This window comes from Agrobacterium sp., from assembly GCF_059499945.1.
In genome coordinates, this window is record NZ_JCABZP010000015.1 from 339,588 (window position 1) to 356,733 (window position 17,146).

Sequence of the window (17,146 nt, forward strand, 5' to 3'; positions counted from 1 at the left end):
TTTCCCGCTCCCTCAGGCCCTTTCCGGGCTATGCACAATATTGATCGATGCAAGCTGCATGATCTTTTCCTCCGTCATGTCTTCGCCCTCGACCTCACCCGTGATCCGTCCCTCGCGCACCACCAGCACGCGATCGCTGACGCCGATAAGTTCCGGCAGTTCCGAAGAAATGACGACCACGCCGACCCCCTCACGCGCCAGTTCCCGGATCTGGCGGTGGATTTCGGCTTTCGCACCCACATCCACCCCGCGTGTCGGCTCATCCAGAAAGATGACCTCCGGCTCTACCGACAGCATCTTCGCCAGCGCTACCTTCTGCTGGTTGCCGCCGCTCAAGGTCGACACCGCATCGCCAACACTGTTCGCCCGCAATTTCAGCCGACGTCCCAGCTCATCGGCCCGCTTCATCTCCTTGCGCCGTTCGATGAAGCCCATGCCGTTCGATACCCTGCCGATATCGAGCGCGGAGACATTCGAGGCGATGGACATATTGAGGAACAGCCCGTCCCCCTTGCGGTCCTCGGACAGATAGACCAGCCCCTCGCGGATGCTGTCACGGTAGTCTTTCAGCCTCAGCGGCCGGCCACGCAGCGTAACCTCGCCTCTCGGTTTTCCCTCCAACCGGCAGACCGCCCGGGCAATCTCGCTTCTTCCCGCACCGATCAGCCCTGCCAACCCCAGGATTTCGCCCCGACGCAGATCGAAATTGACATCGAAAACGCGCTTTCCTTCATTCAAGCCCCGAACCGAAAGAATGATGTCATCGGATTTCTCGTCGTCCGAAAGCTTTGGCGGGTAGAGCTTGTCGAGCACCCGTCCGACCATGCTGTTGACGACCTCCTCGGGGGAAATGTCGGCAATATTCTCCGTCCTGATATGGCAGCCGTCGCGCATGACGGTGATGCGGTCGCAATGGTCGAAAATCTCCGCCATGCGATGCGAGATATAGATGATGGCAATGCCCCGTTCCGCCAGCCGGTGCATGATCCTGAAAAGCGTCTGGGCTTCGGTCTCGGTCAAAGCCGCCGTCGGCTCGTCAAGGATCAGGATGCGGCAATCCAGCGTCAGCGCCTTGGCGATCTCAACGATCTGCTGTTGCGAAATCGAAAGGTCGCCGGCGCGGCGGGTGGGATCGATATCGCCGATTTCCCGCAGCACGATTGTCGCCTGCCTTTCGAGGTCGCGATAGTTCATGAACCACGAACGGCTTTGGCCGGTCTGCGACATGAACATGTTTTCGGCGACCGAAATCTCCGGGCAGAGCGCGATCTCCTGATGCACGAAGCCGATGCCAAGCCGGTTCGCCGCATTGGGCGAGGATATCTTGACCGGTTTGCCATCCAGCAGAATTTCCCCGCCATCCGGCTGCAGAATGCCGTCGATGATATGCATCAGCGTCGATTTGCCGGCGCCGTTTTCACCCGCCAGTGCGTGGATTTCGCCACGCCGCAGCTCAAATGCCGCATTGCGCAGCGCCCGCACGGGGCCGAACGCCTTTTGAATATTCGTCATGCTGAGGATGACCTCACCCATAACGCCCTCCCGAACCTGCTTCCCTTATGGCCGGCGAGGCGCAAACCTCGCCGGGTCCAGAGCGACGCGTCAGCGCCCCTTCATATAGTCGTTGAGATCGAAGGAAGCGGCGTTCGCCTTGGTGATGACGGCGAAACCATTGTCCATCGAAGGAACCTGCATCGGGTTGAAGCCGGAAACCTTGTAGTCGTTGAACGGGTCGATCAGGTCCGAATGGGCGCCGAGAAAGGTATTCATGAAACCCATGAAACCCTGAACGCCCTGATTGGGATTGATGGACATGTAGATATTGCCCTGCTTGATATGTTCCAGCGTTGCAGGCGTGATATCCGCATGCAGGATCAGGACCTTCTTTTTTGCCTCGAGAACAGCGGTGGTCGCGCCTTCAGCCGAACCGGCCTCGGGTATCCATAATGCGCCGAGATTTGGATTGGCCTGCAGCAGGGCGCCAACTGCCTGATAGGCGACATTCGCATCCTGATTGGTCGCCTGGCGGCCGACCAGCTTCATTTCCGGATAGGTGCGCCCCATATAGTCGATGAGGGCGGTGACGCGCAGATCGTGATTGCTCTGTCCCGGATTTTCCAGAACGGCATATTCGCCTTTTTCACCAAGCTTCTTGACGATTTCGTCAGCCGCGAATTTCGCCTCGGCGACATTATCAGAGGTGATGTAGGCGGTGCGCTTCGACTTCGGAGAATCCGCCGCAAAAGTCGTCACCGAAACGCCGGAGCCAATCGCCTTGTTGATGGGTTCGATAAATGGATCGGCCTGCATCGGGTGCAGCAGGATGCCTTTCGGCTTCTTCACGAGTTCCTGCTCGAAGGACGCGATCTGCTTGGTGATGTCATATTCCGGCGTACCGGTAAAAACGGCCTCGCAGCCGAGCGCCTTTGCTGCCTGCTTGAAGCCCTCAAAGACCGGCACCCAATAGGGGTGGCTGGAAACCATGACGTTCATCACATAGGTCTCGCCCGGCTCGCAGGCGAATTTGCCCGCAGCGACGGCCTGAGAGCCGGCACCAGCGGAAATCGCCACGGCTACAACACCCGCGGCAGCGGTCGATTTCAGAAAAGCCAACATATTCCCCTCCCAAGGACAATGACTTAGTCCGCAATAAATTTTATATGATGTAATTTATTGCATGTCACTTGAGATATCCGGAAACCGAGGTCACGTCAACGTGGTTTGAATTTTATTTTGTATCGTGAAATTTATTGCGAGACACGATTGCGGCCAAGATTGAAACCAGCGCAAACGATTCCCGCCTTGTCGATTTCCTGATGTCGACCAGGTCCCGAAGAATTCTTAAGCTTGAGAAAGGAGGTTGCGGTAAGCGCAGGCCAGAAACGAAAAAAGGGTTTCTGATTGCTCAGAAACCCTTTTCATGAATTCGGATGGTGGGCGTGACAGGGATTGAACCTGTGACCCCTACGATGTCAACGTAGTGCTCTCCCGCTGAGCTACACGCCCTCCGTGGCGGCGGATAGACCACAAAACCGGTTGATGCGTCAACTGCTTTTTTTCGGTTTTGTGAAGGTTTTTTGAGAGGCCTTACGCCACAAGGAGTTTGTTGACCTCATCCACCAGATCGCGCAGATGGAACGGCTTGGAAAGCACCTTGGCGTCCTTCGGAGCCTTCGAATCGGCGTTCAGTGCAACGGCTGCAAAGCCGGTGATGAACATGACTTTGAGGTCCGGGTCGAGTTCGGTCGCGCGCCGCGCAAGCTCGATGCCGTCCATTTCGGGCATGACGATATCGGTCAGCAGGAGCGAAAAGGGCTCTTCGCGAAGCCGGTCATAGGCGCTGGCGCCGTTGTCGAAGGAAGAAACCTTGTAACCGGCTTTTTCCAGCGCCTTGACGAGAAAGCGGCGCATATCGTTGTCGTCTTCAGCGAGAAGAATTTTCTGATTCATCATAAGTGACCGTAACTACTCAATGTTTGAAATACCCTAGCCCGATTATAGGATTTTCACGGTAAATATCCTGTGAACACGTGAATCGGTATAGCGCTGCTTAGGCGATAGTATGGACTTGCCGCACCGTAACTGGCAACATGAACATCCCGATTGTTTGCGACATGGTAAATGGCACTGAATGGACTGGGTAACGGGTGAATATGAGCTTTTTGAGGTAACGGAACCTGCCGTTCAAACCCTGCCATTTGTCTATAATTCCCCCCATAGCGGCCGCTGCTACCCCATTTCCTTCCTGGAATCGGCACGGCTCGATTCGCACGAGATCCGCCGCTCCGAAGATCACTTCGTCGACGAGCTGTTCGCGGCGGCACCGGAGATCGGCGCACCGCTTCTGAAGGCGAATTTCCCGCGCGCCTACCTGGACGTCAATCGCGAACCCTACGAACTCGATCCTCGCATGTTCGAAGGCACGTTGCCGCCTTATGCCAATATCGGCTCCATGCGGGTCGCCGGCGGTCTGGGAACGGTGCCGCGCATCGTCGCCGAGAATATGGATATCTACGCCCACCGCCTGCCGGTCGACGAGGCGCTTTCGCGGATCGAGACGATCTACAAGCCCTACCATGCCTGCCTGCGCCGCCTGCTGTCACGCACCCACGCCAATTTCGGAATGGCGGTGCTGATCGATTGCCATTCCATGCCGGGCAATATCCGTGTCGCCGGTTCAAATCTCAGGCCGGATGTGATCATCGGCGATCGCTACGGCACCAGCGCATCCCAGGAAGTCTCCCGCGCCGCCCTGCATTTTCTCGAGGAACTGGGTTTTGTCGCGGTCTGTAACAAACCCTATGCCGGCGGCTTCATCACCGAACATTATGGCCGGCCGATCCGCTCGCTGCATGCGCTGCAGATAGAGGTCAATCGCGCACTTTATGTCGATGAAAAGACGCTTCTTAAAAAAGCCGATTTTCCGGCCATTCAGGCATCGCTTGAAATCTTCATGCGCCAGCTCGGCGTCTTCGTTTCCGAATACGCGATAGAAACGTCGCTCGCTGCCGAGTAGCAGCTCGAATCACCCACAAATTCAATCTTTATCCCGGATCACCTGGCGGCTTGCGGGGCAAAAAAAACCGCGCCTTGGCGCGGTCAAGTCTAGGGAGGAAACACCCAAGGAGGGTATTTACAGTCAAAGACTGCAGGGTCACGCTACGCAGTATCTGCACAATTGTCAATCATTTTATTCTATGCATATTTTTTAGGCTTATGCTGAAAATATGGAAACACCGGCACCGTCATCCGTATGAGTGGACGGCGGATGTGATTCCGGTCTATGCATTGCGCCACAGAATTCAGACCCAATATTCAGGCGATGAGGTTTCGCATGCTGCCCGACCGGGATTTCTTCTTCAAACTTGCCGATGCCGCCAGCGCCGAGACGCTTCCCCGCTTCCGCACGGGCATTGCCGTCACCAATAAGCAGGATGGTGGCTACGACCCGGTGACGGAAGGCGATCAGGCAGCAGAAACCGCCATTCGCACCCTGATTGAAGCACATTTTCCGCAGCATGGTATTCTCGGCGAAGAACACGGCAATGTCGGCCTCGACCGCGAGCATATCTGGGTCATCGACCCGATCGACGGCACCCGCGCCTTCATTTCCGGCGTGCCCGTGTGGGGCACGCTGATCGGCTTCCAGTCGGCCGGCCGCGCCACGATGGGCATCATGGACCAGCCCTTCACCAAAGAGCGTTATTTCGCCGATGGCGAAGCGGCGTGGTATTTCGGGCCGGATGGCGAGCGGAAGATCCGCACGCGCAATTGCGCTTCGCTATCGGACGCCGTTTTGTTCACCACGACTCCCCACATCTTCACTGCGGAAGAAAAGCCCCTTTACGAAGAAGTGCAGGATCAGGTCCGCCTTTTCCGCTACGGCGTGGATTGTTACGCCTATTGCCTGCTGGCGGCCGGCCATGTCGATCTGGTGATCGAATCCGGGCTGAAGCCCTATGATGTCGGCGCTTTGATCCCTGTGATCGAACAGGCCGGCGGCATCATGACCACCTGGGATGGCGGGCGCCCGGAAAATGGTGGTCGCATTCTCGCAGCCGGCTCAAAAGCGGTGCACGAACAGGCGCTCGCCATTCTGTCCAAACTCTAGGCAACCCGCTTGAGCGGCCATCACTCCGGCGCGAAAAACGCGTCGACGGCCGCCAGCGCCTGTTTGCGGAAAACATCGCGCTCATGCAGCAATTCGTGGCGCGCGCCGGTTATCGGGAGAAGCTGCGCCGCCCGGAAATTGCGTGAGAGTTCTTCCTGCGCCTTATAGGGCGTGATCGTATCCAGCATCGGCGCCAGAATAAGCGTCGGTACGGCAATATTCGTCAGGTGATCCTGGCGTTTCACCCGGCCCATGGTCTTCAGCGCTTCATAGACCCAGCGCGCCGTCGGCGCGCCGATGAACAATTCCGAAAACTGCCGGTGCAGGGTCAGATTTCTGGCAAAACGCCTGGCGTCCGAGGTCAGCGGATTGCCGTCGAAATCCCGCTCGCGCTGGTCTCTTCCGAGCTGAACCCTGCCGAGACCGACAAGACTCAAGACCGTAGCAACAATCCGGATCACGGGTGAGGGAACCGATTGCTGGCTATCCAGCTCGATGAAGGGCGAACAAAGGGCCAGACGGTCAATGCGGTTCGACAGGCCGGGAGCAGCTGCAAGTGCTGCAAGCGCGCCGGTGGAATGCGCGATCATGAAGAATGGCAGCCGCGTATCCGGCAGCACCACCTGCTCAAGAAAAAGGCTGATGTCATGCTGGTAGTCGGAGAACCGCCGCACATGCCCGGCACCCGGCTTCTTGAGCAACCTCTCGGAACCGCCCTGCCCGCGTGTATCGAAGGTCGCAACCCAGAAACCCATGGCGGTAAGATCGCCAACCGTTTCGAAATATTTCTCGATACATTCGTTCCTGCCATGCAGCAGAACCACGGTTCCGCGGGCAATATGGCGGCTGGTGCGGAAGATCGCATATCGAAGCTGTTTGCCGCCATGGCCGGTAAAATATCCGACGGTATGGTTGCCGGGAACCGGGTTGTCTTCACTGGCGCGCAATGTGGCTTCGATCATCGGTCTTTTCCGGCTTTTGTGCCTTTTCGGGATAGGTCGGCGGCGCGGGAAGGTCAAAGAAAAAATTGCCGGAACCGTCGGTTAAAGCAGTCGCGGTTCCGGCGAATAAGACAGAAGAAGAAGGGACGTTATTGCTTCTGTCCACGGAGAATGTCTCCGATGACCGATGTTTTATGGCTCTCAAACTGAACGATGCCGGAACCTGACGTTCAGCCATGGTTCATATTGCTTTCACCTTTTCACGCCCCTTGACGCGGCGGCAAGCCATTCCCATCTCATTCATGCGGTCGCCAGAACGGGACCGCGCCATATGTCCGGCCGTAGCCAGAACGGGACGCCGGACTTAACCGCAAACAGTCGCTTCTTAAGGAGGACACCATGCGTCACGTTGATTTTTCCCCCCTCTATCGTTCCACCGTCGGCTTCGACCGTCTTTTTTCGATGCTTGACGGCCTCGGCCAGCCCGAACAGGCCCAGTCCTATCCGCCCTACAATATCGAGCGGACCGGCGAAAACACCTATCGCATCACCATGGCCGTTGCCGGTTTCGATGAGAACGAACTCAGCATCGAATCCCGCGCCAATGCGCTGACGGTGAAGGCCGAGAAGGCCACGGATGAAAAAACCACCGAGGGAGAATTCCTGTATCGCGGCATCGCCACGCGCGCTTTCGAACGCCGCTTCCAGCTTGCCGACCACGTCGAAGTCCAGACCGCTTCCTTGAAGAACGGCCTGCTTCATATCGACCTTGTCCGCAATATTCCGGAAGCGATGAAGCCGCGCCGCATCGCGATCTCGTCCGACAGCGCCGATGCGCCGAAGACGATCGAAGCCCAGATTTCCCCGGCTCAGGTCAACTAAGCTTTTCTGACATGCAAAACGAACGGCCCCTTTACGGGGCCGTTTTTGTTTGCGGAAATCCTGTCAGCGAGCGGATGCCGCCGCACCCTCTGCGGCAGCCGTTTCCGCGATCGCTGCCTTTTCATGCGCCTTGCGGGCATAACGCTGGGCGAGAACCGCGCAGACCATCAGCTGTATCTGATGGAAGAGCATGATCGGCAGAACGATCGCGCCAATGCTCTGGCCGGCGAAAATCGCGCCCGCCATGGGAACACCGCTTGCGAGGCTCTTCTTCGATCCGCAGAAGGTGATGGTGATTTCATCGGCCTTTTTGAAACCGAGCAGACGACTGCCGAACATGGTTACGCACAGAACAAGCGCCAGAAGCACGATGTTGATGAGGATGACAACGCCGATATCCCTGAGCGAAAACGTGTGCCAGATGCCCTCGATGACAGCGTCGGAGAATGCGAGATAGACCACCATCAGGATCGAACCGCGATCGACCGGGGACAGCAGCTTCTTGCGCGCCCGGATCCAGTCGCCGATCCAGGGCTGCAGAGCCTGCCCGACGATGAACGGCAACAGAAGCTGCAGGAAGATTTGCAGGAACGCGTCCAGCGAAAAGCCGCCGCCATGGCCGCCCACCGTAAACAGCAGGCCAACCAGCAATGGCGTGAGGAACATGCCGAAGATATTCGAGGCCGAGGCCGAACAGATCGCCGCTGGCACGTTTCCGCCCGCCATGGAGGTGAAGGCGATGGAAGACTGTACGGTGGATGGCAGCACGCAGAGAAACAGCACACCCATATAAAGCGGCGCCGGCAGGATGCTTTCGGGAATGAAACCGATCGCCACGCCGAGAAGCGGGAAAAGGCCGAAGGTGACGAGCAGGATCGCCAGATGCAGGCGCCAGTGCAGGATGCCCGCAATCACCACATCCCGCGAAAGCCGCGCACCATGCAGAAAGAAGAGAAGCGCGATCGCCAGTTTCGTCGCAAGGCCGAAATACTCCGCCGGCTCGCCGCTAATCGGCAAGATGGAGGCCAAAATCACGGTGGCCACCAGCATCATGGTGAAACGATCGGGCAGGAAGCGGGTCATGGGAGTCTTTCCGGCATCGGTTTTGCTTGAAACGGGCGTCACTATCGCTCATCATGATTTCGGATGCAAAGATTAACAGTTATCACGATTTGAGATAATGCTGAACCTTCAACATCTTGCCAGCTTCGTCATGCTTCAGCAAACCGGCAGTTTCACGCTTGCTGCCGATCGGCTGGGTATTGGCCAATCCACCGTCAGCCAGCATATTCAAAGGCTTGAGGCAGCCCTTGGCCGCCGGCTGATCGCCCGTAGCACCCATCAGGTGAAACTGACTGGCGAGGGCGAGGCGCTGCTTGGTTATGCCCGCAACATGCTGGAGATCGACAGCAAGGTCTCATCGCTCTTCAGCGAAAACCGTCTGCGCGGGCGGCTGCGGCTCGGCGTCTCGGAGGATTTCGTCGCCAGCCGGCTGACGGCCATTCTGGAGGAATTCATCCGCCTTTATCCGTTGGTGGATCTCGAATTGACGGTCTCGCTGAGCGGCGTGCTTTACCAGATGCAGGATAATGGTGAGCTGGATGTGGTGCTCGCCAAACGCCGCCTCGGCGACAAGCTGGGTCACTTCCTTTACCGCGAACCGCTGGTCTGGCTGGCGCGCGACCCGGAACGCATGCTGAACCAGCCGGACGCCCTGCCGCTGATCGCCTTTCCGCCGCCCAGCATCACCCGAAAGGCGGCGCAGGAAGCATTGGACCGGGCCGGCCTCTCCTGGCGGATCGTCTGCACCTGCGGCAGCCTCAGCGGACTTACCGCTGCCGCAAGAGCGGGCATGGGCATTCTGGTGCAGCCACGCAGCATGGCGCCGGCAGGCCTCAAGGAGATTGCGGCGGGTGTGCTGCCGGCTCTGGAGGATGTGGAATTCGTGCTTCAGCCCAGCAAGGGCGCGGATACGAAGCTGGTGCGCGCCCTTTCCGATCTCGTGTCGAGCAAGAGCATCGCACCTGGCAGCTTCGTATAGATTTCCTGGCGCATTTCCGAAAGCAAAACCGCTTCACACTTTTGCTGGAAATACTCTAGTTTTCCCGTTTCGAGAGGCAGCGGCCGACGCTGTCGCGCCAGCCGGCAATAGCGTTTTTCCGCTCGCCCTCTTCCATATCCGGGCTGAAACGGCGATCACGCCGCCAATGGTCGGCAAAGGCCTTGCGGTCCGGCCAGATACCAGCGCGCGATGCTGCGAGCCATGCGGCACCGAGAATGGTCGTCTCGAGAAAGACAGGACGATCGACGGGTGCTGCAAGAATATCCGCCAGCCGCTGCATGGTCCAATCGGAAGCGACCATGCCGCCATCGACCCTCAGCACCGTCTTGCCATTATCACCCGCCCAGTCCTTGCGCATGGCGTCCAGCAGATCGAAGGTCTGGTAGGCCACGCTTTCCAGCGCCGCGCGCGCAAATTCCGCCGGGCCGGTGCCGCGTGTCAGGCCAAAGATCGCACCCCGCGCCTCGGCGTCCCAGTAAGGCGCGCCAAGACCGGTAAAGGCCGGTACGAGATAAACACGCTGCCTTGGATCGGCCTTTTCGGCAAGCGCACTGACTTCTGATGCAACCGAGATGAAGCCAAGCTCGTCACGCAGCCATTGCACGGCGGCACCTGCGATGAAGATCGAGCCTTCGAGCGCATAGGTCGTGACGCCATCGAGGCGGTAAGCGATCGTCGTCAGCAGGCGATTGGTGGAGGCGACGCGATCAGTGCCGGTGTTGAGAAGCGCAAAGCAGCCGGTGCCATAGGTGGATTTCATCATGCCCGGCTCGAAGCAGGCGTTGCCGATCACGGCCGCCTGCTGATCGCCGGCGACGCCAAGGATCGGGATTTCCGCACCCAGCAGCGACCTGTCCGTCACGCCGAAATCGGCGGCGCAATCCAGCACTTCCGGCAGCATGGCGCGCGGAATATCGAGGATCGACAGGAGTTCATCATCCCAGGCGTTGTCTTCGATATTGTAGATCAGCGTTCGCGAGGCATTGGTGGCGTCGGTCACATGGCGGCGGCCACCGGTGAGACGGTAGATCAGGAAACTGTCGACCGTGCCGAAGCAGATTTCCCCCTTCACGGCTTTTTCGCGAAGGCCGCTGACGCTGTCGAGAAGCCATTTCAACTTCGTGCCGGAAAAATAGGGATCGAGCAGCAGCCCGGTCTTTTTCGAAAAAAGCGGCTCGAGTCCCCGGCGTTTCAGATCCTCGCAGACAGGCGCGGCGCGCCGATCCTGCCAGACGACGGCGCGATGCACGGCCTCACCGGTATTACGGTCCCAAAGCACGGTCGTTTCGCGCTGGTTGGTGATGCCGATCGCCGCGATATCGGATGCGGCGATGCCGGCATCGGCAAGCGCCAACCGGATGGTTTCCAGCACACTTTTCCAGATATCCTCTGCATCGTGTTCGACCCAGCCGGAGGCCGGGAAATGTTGCGGAAATTCTCGCTGCCCGACACCGATGACCCGCATGTCGCGATCAAAGACCATCGACCTTGTCGATGTCGTTCCCTGATCGATCGCCAGAATATAACCGCCCATTATGCTACTCCCTTTCAGACGCAATGACGGGGCGGCAAAGCCGCCCCGGTTTAAGATTTCATGCAGAAATTACTTCTGCCAGCTTTTGACCAGTTCGTCGTAATTGACGGTGACCGGCTTTTCCTTTTCGTTGGCGATCTTCAACTGCGGCGCCAGATTGCCCTTCGAAACGGCATCCTTGTTCCAGTATTCGATATCGTGCTCTTCCGCCAGTTTCGGACCGATATCGCCCTGCACGCCGGCACGTTCCAGACGGCTCATGACTTTTTCTTGCTCGGCGCAGAGAGAGTCCATTGCCGCCTGAGCCGTCTTTGCGCCCGAAGACGCATCGCCGATCGCCTGCCACCACAGCTGTGCCAGCTTCGGATAGTCAGGAACGTTGGTGCCGGTTGGCGACCACTGCACGCGGGCCGGTGAACGATAGAACTCGATGAGACCACCGAGCTTGGTGGCCCGGTCCGTGAAGCTCTTGTGGTGGATGGTGGTGTCGCGAATGAAGGTCAGACCCACATGGCTCTTTTTCACATCCACGGTCTTGGAGGTCACGAACTGCGCGTAAAGCCAGGCGGCCTTGGCGCGGTCGTCGGGGGTGGATTTCATCAGCGTCCACGAACCCACATCCTGATAACCGAGTTTCATGCCGTCCTTCCAGTAGACGCCATGCGGCGAAGGTGCGACGCGCCATTTCGGCGAACCGTCCTCGTTCACCACAGGCAGGCCGGGCTTGGCCATATCTGCCGTGAAGGCCGTGTACCAGAAGATCTGCTGGGCGATGTTGCCCTGCGCCGGCACCGGGCCGGATTCGGAGAAGGTCATGCCCTGCGCTTCGGGCGGCGCATATTTCTTCAGCCATTCGAGATATTTCTCGATGGAATAGACGGAAGCCGGACCATTGGTATCGCCGCCGCGCGCCACGCAGGAACCGACCGGCTGCGACTTGTCGTTGACCTTGATGCCCCATTCATCGACCGGCAGACCGTTTGGCAGGCCCTTGTCGCCGTTACCGGCCATGGAAAGCCAGGCATCGGTGAAGCGCCAGCCGAGCGACGGGTCCTTCTTGCCATAGTCCATATGGCCAAAGACCTTCTTGCCATCGACATCGCGGCCGGTGAAGAATTCGGCGATGTCCTCATAGGCCGACCAGTTGACGGGCACGCCGAGGTCATAACCATATTTGGCCTTGAAATCGGCCTTGTTCTTTTCGTTGTTGAACCAGTCATAACGGAACCAGTAGAGGTTCGCGAATTGCTGGTCGGGAAGCTGGTAGAGCTTCTTGTCCGGCGCCGTCGTAAAGGCGCTGCCGATGAAATCCTTGAGGTCGAGACCGGGATTGGTGACGTCCTTGCCTTCATTGGCCATGAAGTCCGTCAGGTTGCGCACCTGCTGGTAACGCCAATGGGTGCCGATGAGGTCACTGTCATTGACCCAACCGTCATAGAGGTTCTGGCCGGTCTGCATCTGGGTCTGGATCTTTTCGACCACATCGCCTTCCTGGATCAGGTCGTGCGTGACCTTGATACCGGTAATGGCAGTGAAGGCCGGAGCCAGAACCTTGGATTCATATTCATGGGTCGTGAGCGATTCGGAAACGACCTTGATCTCCATGCCCGCGAAAGGTTTCGCGGCATCGACAAACCATTGCAGCTCCTTTTCCTGATCGCCACGCGAAAGCGACGAGAGATCGCCGATTTCCTTGTCCAGAAACTGCTTTGCTTCCTCCATTCCGGCGAAAGCGGAACCCGTCATTGCCAGCAGCATGGCCGCCGTCGTCGTCATCAGATGCCGTCGCATATCAGTCCTCCCAAGGGTTTGCGATTGCATGAAGTCTGCTGGTGCGGTTTTCCTTCGCCGCACCTTTTTCCTGCTCTAGACAAAACGGAAAACGCCGATGGCGTAGACCGCAGACAGAGCGAGAGCCCACCACAGGTTCGGGCCGACCAGCCCGAGCCATGCGAGATGAATGAAGGCGCTGCCGAGCAGCGAGATGAACAACCGGTCGCCGCGCGTGGTCTCGAAGCGCAAGATGCCGAAGCGGGGATTGCCGCCGGGCGAGAGATATTCCCAGAACCACATGCCGACGAGCAGCACGGCAATGGCGCCGAAAAACGCAGCCGTCTGCCAGGTCCAGGCCATCCAGGTAAAATCGGGCATCTTCGTCATGGTCAAACCCTCCCCAGCGCAAAGCCCTTGGCGATGTAATTACGCACGAACCAGATCACCAGCGCGCCGGGGATCAGTGTCAACACGCCGGCGGCGGCAAGCAGGCCCCAGTCCATGCCGGCGGCGGAAACGGTTCGCGTCATGGTCGCGGCAATCGGCTTGGCGTCCGTCGTCGTCAGCGTGCGGGCGATCAGAAGCTCGACCCACGAGAACATGAAGCTGAAGAAGCAGGCGACACCGATGCCGGAAGCGATGAGCGGCATGAAGATCTTCACGAAGAATTTCGGGAAGGAATAGCCGTCAATATAGGCGGTCTCGTCGATTTCCTTCGGCACACCGGACATGAAACCTTCGAGAATCCACACCGCCAGCGGCACGTTGAACAGGCAGTGCGCCAGCGCCACCGCGATATGTGTGTCGATCAGACCGAATGCCGAATAAAGCTGGAAGAAAGGCAGCGCGAAGACGGCGGGCGGCGCCATACGGTTTGTCAGCAGCCAGAAGAACAGGTGCTTGTCGCCCAGAAAACGGTAACGTGAGAAGGCATAAGCCGCTGGAAGCGCCGCCGCGACCGAAATCACCATATTCATCACGACGTAAGTAATCGAATTGATGTAACCCGAATACCAGGATGAATCCGTGAAGATCGTCCTGTAGTTCTGCAACGTTGGCTGGTGCGGATAAAGCGTCATGGACGACACGATTTCCGAATTCGTCTTGAAGCTCATATTGATGAGCCAGTAGATTGGCACGAGCAACAGCACGATATAGATCGTCGGCACCAGCCAGGAAAACCTGGACGGCCCATGGTGACGGCGTGACCTTGCCGTTGCGGCAAAACCAGGCCGTACCGAGGCAGCAACTGCCGCAGAACCAGTACCCATGCCATTACGTTCCACACCGGTCGTGACGTTCGAAGCACTCATGTCTCAAGTCTCCGCGTCGTGGCTGGTCATGACGGTGTAGAACACCCAGGACAGCAGCAGGATGATGAGGAAGTAGATCAGCGACATGGCTGCCGCAGGCCCGAGGTCAAACTGGCCGAGCGCGACCTTCACGAGATCGATGGACAGGAAGGTCGTGGAATTGCCGGGGCCGCCGCCGGTGACGACGAAAGGCTCGGTATAGATCATGAAACTGTCCATGAAGCGTAGCAGGAAGGCGATCAGCAGCACCCGCTTCATCTTCGGCAGCTGGATGTACCGGAACACCGCAAAACGTGACGCGCCATCGATCCTTGCCGCCTGATAATAGGCGTCCGGAATGGAGACAAGGCTGGCGTAGCACAACAGCACGACAAGGCTTGTCCAGTGCCACACATCCATGATGATGACCGTAATCCATGCGTCAACCGGATCGTTGACGTAGTTATAGTCAAGACCAAGCTGATTGGCGTAATAACCGAGCAGTCCGATATCGCTGCGGCCGAACACCTGCCAGATCGTGCCGACAACATTCCAAGGCACCAGCAGCGGCAGCGCCATCGTCACGAGGCAGACCGGCACGCCGATGCCGGATTTGGGCATCTTGAGCGCGATGAATATGCCGAGCGGAATTTCGATCGCCAATATGATGCCGGAAAACACCAGGTTGCGTCCGAGAGCGTTCCAGAAGCGATCGGAACTGAGGATTTCCTCGAACCATTGCGTTCCCGCCCAGAAGAACTGGTTATTGCCGAACGTATCCTGCACCGAATAGTTCACGACTGTCATCAGCGGAATGACGGCAGAAAAGGCGACCAGCACCAGCACCGGCAGCACCATGAACCACGCCTTGTTGTTCCAGCTCTTTTCCATGGTCAGGCTCCCATCTTCACGCGCCAGGAATCGGCAAAGACACCGATCGCGGCCGGATCGAAGCGAACACCCGCTTCCGCCGGAATTTCCTCGTCTTCCGCAACGACGATCGCGAGCTTCTGGCCGGCAAACCGGGCGCGCACGATCTTCTGCCGGCCGATATCCTCGACCTTGTCAACAGTGATGGGCATACCGCCCCGTTCCAGCCGGACGAATTCCGGGCGGATGCCGATCTCGATCCGCTGCTTTCCATCAACCTTCGGCGCACCTGCCAGCGGCACGCCGAGGCCGCCGACAACCGCCGTCGCCCCTTCGATGCTGGCGGGCAGCACGTTCATGCCCGGTGAGCCGATGAAATAACCGACGAAAGTGTGTCCCGGCCGTTCGAAAAGCTCGGCGGGCGTGCCGATCTGGACGATCTGCCCGTCATACATGACGACCACCTTGTCCGCGAAGGTCAAAGCCTCGGTCTGGTCATGGGTCACATAGACCATGGTGAAACCGGACTGGCGATGCAGGCGCTTCAGCTGCGAGCGCAGCACCCACTTCATATGCGGATCGATCACCGTCAGCGGTTCGTCGAAAAGAATGGCATTGACGTCGGAACGTACCAGGCCGCGCGCCAGCGAAATCTTCTGCTTCTGGTCTGCCGTCAATCCGCGCGCATGGCGTTTGGCCATGCCGGAAAGATCGGTCATTTCGAGAATTTCCCGCACCCGGCGGTCCACCTCGGCCTCCGGCACATGCCGGTTGCGCAGCGGAAAGGCGAGATTGTCGTAGACCGTCATCGTGTCGTAGACGACCGGGAACTGGAACACCTGCGCAATATTGCGGTCTTCGGTGGCAAAATCGGTCACGTCAGTTCCGTCAAAGGCGATGCGGCCTTCCGACGGACGCAGCAGGCCGGAAATGATGTTGAGCAGCGTGGTCTTGCCGCAGCCGGAAGGCCCAAGCAGCGCATAGGCGCCGCCGTCCTCCCATTCGTGATGAACTTCCTTCAGGGCATATTCGCCGGCAGCCTGCGCCTTGGCATTATAGGCGTGGCGGATATGATCGAGCGTGATGCGTGCCATGACCGATCTCCCTTACGCCGCTTCGCCGATGGCGCGGCCATTCGCGTCAAAGGCCATCAGGTGTTTTGTATCGAGAAAGAGCTCGATATCTCTGTCCGGTTCGATGTCGTGGATGCCATGCGCCAGCATGACCCAGCGCCTGCCGGAAAATTCCACATGCACGAAGCTCTCCGATCCGGCGATTTCCGAAATCAGCGTCCGCGCCCGGATGGATTGCCGCGCCTCACCCTTCGCATGCGGGAAAAGATGATGCGGCTGGAAAGCAATGGTCAAAGGTCCGTCCGGCACGGCCGCAAGATGCGCCGGCACCGTGACAACGGCCTGATTGGCACGGGTGAAAGCCCCACCCGTCTTGATGACCTCGATGGTGTTGAGAGGCGGGTCGGCGAAGATTTCCGCAGTCACGATATCCACCGGACGCCGGTAGACCTCGATCGTGCGGCTGAACTGCGTCACTCTGCCCTCGTTAAGCGTCGCGGTATTGCCGCCCAGCAGCAGCGCTTCTGACGGTTCGGTCGTGGCATAAACGAAGATCGCACCGGATTCCGCAAAAATGCGCGGCAGTTCCTCGCGCAATTCTTCGCGCAGCTTGTAATCGAGATTGGCCAGCGGCTCGTCGAGCAGCACCAGATTGGCGTTCTTGACGATGGCTCTTGCAAGCGCGGTGCGCTGCTGCTGGCCGCCGGAAAGATTGAGGGGCGTGCGGTCGAGATAGGGCGTCAGCTTCAGAAGCTCAGCGGCCTTCCTGACTTCCCTGTCGATGGTCGCCTGATCCTTGCCGGCAACCCGCATCGGCGAAGCGATATTTTCATAAACCGAGAGCGCCGGATAGTTGATGAACTGCTGATAGACCATGGCGACGTTACGCTTCTGCACCGGAAAGCCCGTCACATCCTCGCCATTAAAAAAGATCGAGCCGGCGCTCGGCTTGTCCAGCCCGGCCATCAGCCGCATCAGCGTCGTTTTGCCCGAAAGTGTCGGTCCAAGCAGGACGTTCAGGCTTCCGCGCTGCAACGTCAGATCGATCGGGTGAATATGATACTCACCGCCAACCATCTTCGAGACGTTTCGCAATTCAAGCATGGTG

The 17,146-nt window shown here is 58.5% G+C and carries 17 protein-coding genes and 1 tRNA gene; 4 read left to right on the forward strand and 14 right to left on the reverse strand.

All coding sequences use genetic code 11. The annotated features are described in order from the left end of the window. Positions 1 to 12: 12 nt before the first annotated feature. From AC5I5B_RS19105 to cpdR, 4 genes are all read right to left on the reverse strand, one after another. Positions 13 to 1,533, reverse strand: coding sequence for a sugar ABC transporter ATP-binding protein (locus AC5I5B_RS19105; protein WP_111834786.1), 1,521 nt, complete (start codon positions 1,531 to 1,533; stop codon positions 13 to 15). A gap of 69 nt (positions 1,534 to 1,602) precedes the next feature. After that, entirely contained in the window at positions 1,603 to 2,616 is a 1,014-nt protein-coding gene (locus tag AC5I5B_RS19110; protein WP_111834787.1) for a substrate-binding domain-containing protein, read from the reverse strand. Between the two features lie 315 nt (positions 2,617 to 2,931). Continuing rightward, positions 2,932 to 3,006 (reverse strand) — tRNA-Val (locus AC5I5B_RS19115). 81 nt (positions 3,007 to 3,087) lie between these two features. Continuing rightward, positions 3,088 to 3,450, reverse strand: coding sequence for a cell cycle two-component system response regulator CpdR (gene cpdR, locus AC5I5B_RS19120; RefSeq protein WP_003497910.1), 363 nt, complete (start codon positions 3,448 to 3,450; stop codon positions 3,088 to 3,090). Positions 3,451 to 3,631: 181 nt separating this feature from the next. Between cpdR and AC5I5B_RS19125 the strand changes: the two genes are divergently transcribed. Beyond that, the gene (locus tag AC5I5B_RS19125; protein ID WP_003505913.1) at positions 3,632 to 4,516 is read left to right on the forward strand and encodes an N-formylglutamate amidohydrolase; all 885 of its coding nucleotides are present in this window, start codon (positions 3,632 to 3,634) and stop codon (positions 4,514 to 4,516) included. 318 nt (positions 4,517 to 4,834) lie between these two features. After that, positions 4,835 to 5,611, forward strand: a complete 777-nt coding sequence (gene hisN / locus AC5I5B_RS19130; RefSeq protein ID WP_003505911.1) for a histidinol-phosphatase — start codon at positions 4,835 to 4,837, stop codon at positions 5,609 to 5,611. Positions 5,612 to 5,631: 20 nt separating this feature from the next. Here the strand turns inward: hisN and AC5I5B_RS19135 are convergent, their stop codons facing one another. Beyond that, a complete protein-coding gene (locus AC5I5B_RS19135) occupies positions 5,632 to 6,573 on the reverse strand; it encodes an alpha/beta fold hydrolase (RefSeq protein WP_087746187.1) in 942 nt (313 codons plus the stop codon). Further along, positions 6,545 to 6,790: a hypothetical protein gene (locus AC5I5B_RS19140; protein WP_020810333.1), complete on the reverse strand. Its 246-nt coding sequence runs from the start codon at positions 6,788 to 6,790 to the stop codon at positions 6,545 to 6,547. The genes AC5I5B_RS19135 and AC5I5B_RS19140 overlap by 29 nt, the downstream gene beginning before the upstream one ends. Positions 6,791 to 6,951: 161 nt before the next feature. Here AC5I5B_RS19140 and hspL point away from each other — a divergent pair, with 161 nt between their 5' ends. Continuing rightward, the gene (gene hspL, locus AC5I5B_RS19145; protein WP_003505905.1) at positions 6,952 to 7,434 is read left to right on the forward strand and encodes a heat shock protein HspL; all 483 of its coding nucleotides are present in this window, start codon (positions 6,952 to 6,954) and stop codon (positions 7,432 to 7,434) included. A gap of 63 nt (positions 7,435 to 7,497) precedes the next feature. On the opposite strand, the gene AC5I5B_RS19150 is transcribed toward hspL, so the two are convergent. Continuing rightward, positions 7,498 to 8,517: a bile acid:sodium symporter family protein gene (locus AC5I5B_RS19150; protein WP_107676700.1), complete on the reverse strand. Its 1,020-nt coding sequence runs from the start codon at positions 8,515 to 8,517 to the stop codon at positions 7,498 to 7,500. Between the two features lie 97 nt (positions 8,518 to 8,614). Here AC5I5B_RS19150 and AC5I5B_RS19155 point away from each other — a divergent pair, with 97 nt between their 5' ends. Then, a complete protein-coding gene (locus AC5I5B_RS19155) occupies positions 8,615 to 9,475 on the forward strand; it encodes a LysR family transcriptional regulator (protein ID WP_003505897.1) in 861 nt (286 codons plus the stop codon). 55 nt (positions 9,476 to 9,530) lie between these two features. Here the strand turns inward: AC5I5B_RS19155 and glpK are convergent, their stop codons facing one another. The 7 genes from glpK to AC5I5B_RS19190 form a co-directional block, all read right to left on the reverse strand. Then, positions 9,531 to 11,030, reverse strand: coding sequence for a glycerol kinase GlpK (glpK, locus tag AC5I5B_RS19160; protein WP_020810335.1), 1,500 nt, complete (start codon positions 11,028 to 11,030; stop codon positions 9,531 to 9,533). A 69-nt stretch (positions 11,031 to 11,099) separates the two neighbouring features. Then, on the reverse strand, positions 11,100 to 12,821 hold the full coding sequence (locus AC5I5B_RS19165) for an ABC transporter substrate-binding protein (RefSeq protein WP_003505894.1): 1,722 nt from the start codon (positions 12,819 to 12,821) through the stop codon (positions 11,100 to 11,102). A gap of 75 nt (positions 12,822 to 12,896) precedes the next feature. Then, complete coding sequence (locus tag AC5I5B_RS19170; protein WP_003505892.1) at positions 12,897 to 13,190, reverse strand: DUF2160 domain-containing protein; 294 nt, start codon at positions 13,188 to 13,190, stop codon at positions 12,897 to 12,899. Positions 13,191 to 13,192: 2 nt separating this feature from the next. Further along, positions 13,193 to 14,116: a carbohydrate ABC transporter permease gene (locus tag AC5I5B_RS19175; RefSeq protein ID WP_003505890.1), complete on the reverse strand. Its 924-nt coding sequence runs from the start codon at positions 14,114 to 14,116 to the stop codon at positions 13,193 to 13,195. Positions 14,117 to 14,119: 3 nt separating this feature from the next. Beyond that, a complete protein-coding gene (locus AC5I5B_RS19180; RefSeq protein ID WP_003505888.1) occupies positions 14,120 to 14,986 on the reverse strand; it encodes a carbohydrate ABC transporter permease in 867 nt (288 codons plus the stop codon). Between the two features lie 2 nt (positions 14,987 to 14,988). Further along, positions 14,989 to 16,059 (reverse strand): ABC transporter ATP-binding protein, encoded by a 1,071-nt coding sequence (locus AC5I5B_RS19185; protein ID WP_003505886.1) that lies wholly within the window; start codon positions 16,057 to 16,059, stop codon positions 14,989 to 14,991. A 12-nt stretch (positions 16,060 to 16,071) separates the two neighbouring features. After that, positions 16,072 to 17,142, reverse strand: coding sequence for an ABC transporter ATP-binding protein (locus AC5I5B_RS19190; protein ID WP_060723061.1), 1,071 nt, complete (start codon positions 17,140 to 17,142; stop codon positions 16,072 to 16,074). Between the last annotated feature and the right edge of the window lie 4 nt (positions 17,143 to 17,146).

What these genes read in the sequence shown, in the direction of transcription:
- AC5I5B_RS19185 (WP_003505886.1), bottom strand. Translation starts at nt 16,059, where the DNA reads ATGGCACGCATCACGCTCGATCATATCCGCCACGCCTATAATGCCAAG.
- AC5I5B_RS19155 (WP_003505897.1), top strand. Translation starts at nt 8,615, where the DNA reads ATGCTGAACCTTCAACATCTTGCCAGCTTCGTCATGCTTCAGCAAACC.
- AC5I5B_RS19110 (WP_111834787.1), bottom strand. Translation starts at nt 2,616, where the DNA reads ATGTTGGCTTTTCTGAAATCGACCGCTGCCGCGGGTGTTGTAGCCGTG.
- AC5I5B_RS19140 (WP_020810333.1), bottom strand. Translation starts at nt 6,790, where the DNA reads ATGGCTGAACGTCAGGTTCCGGCATCGTTCAGTTTGAGAGCCATAAAA.
- AC5I5B_RS19175 (WP_003505890.1), bottom strand. Translation starts at nt 14,116, where the DNA reads ATGAGTGCTTCGAACGTCACGACCGGTGTGGAACGTAATGGCATGGGT.
- hisN (WP_003505911.1), top strand. Translation starts at nt 4,835, where the DNA reads ATGCTGCCCGACCGGGATTTCTTCTTCAAACTTGCCGATGCCGCCAGC.
- AC5I5B_RS19150 (WP_107676700.1), bottom strand. Translation starts at nt 8,517, where the DNA reads ATGACCCGCTTCCTGCCCGATCGTTTCACCATGATGCTGGTGGCCACC.
- AC5I5B_RS19105 (WP_111834786.1), bottom strand. Translation starts at nt 1,533, where the DNA reads ATGGGTGAGGTCATCCTCAGCATGACGAATATTCAAAAGGCGTTCGGC.
- AC5I5B_RS19190 (WP_060723061.1), bottom strand. Translation starts at nt 17,142, where the DNA reads ATGCTTGAATTGCGAAACGTCTCGAAGATGGTTGGCGGTGAGTATCAT.
- AC5I5B_RS19170 (WP_003505892.1), bottom strand. Translation starts at nt 13,190, where the DNA reads ATGACGAAGATGCCCGATTTTACCTGGATGGCCTGGACCTGGCAGACG.
- AC5I5B_RS19135 (WP_087746187.1), bottom strand. Translation starts at nt 6,573, where the DNA reads ATGATCGAAGCCACATTGCGCGCCAGTGAAGACAACCCGGTTCCCGGC.
- cpdR (WP_003497910.1), bottom strand. Translation starts at nt 3,450, where the DNA reads ATGAATCAGAAAATTCTTCTCGCTGAAGACGACAACGATATGCGCCGC.
- AC5I5B_RS19180 (WP_003505888.1), bottom strand. Translation starts at nt 14,986, where the DNA reads ATGGAAAAGAGCTGGAACAACAAGGCGTGGTTCATGGTGCTGCCGGTG.
- AC5I5B_RS19165 (WP_003505894.1), bottom strand. Translation starts at nt 12,821, where the DNA reads ATGCGACGGCATCTGATGACGACGACGGCGGCCATGCTGCTGGCAATG.
- glpK (WP_020810335.1), bottom strand. Translation starts at nt 11,030, where the DNA reads ATGGGCGGTTATATTCTGGCGATCGATCAGGGAACGACATCGACAAGG.
- hspL (WP_003505905.1), top strand. Translation starts at nt 6,952, where the DNA reads ATGCGTCACGTTGATTTTTCCCCCCTCTATCGTTCCACCGTCGGCTTC.
- AC5I5B_RS19125 (WP_003505913.1), top strand. Translation starts at nt 3,632, where the DNA reads ATGGACTGGGTAACGGGTGAATATGAGCTTTTTGAGGTAACGGAACCT.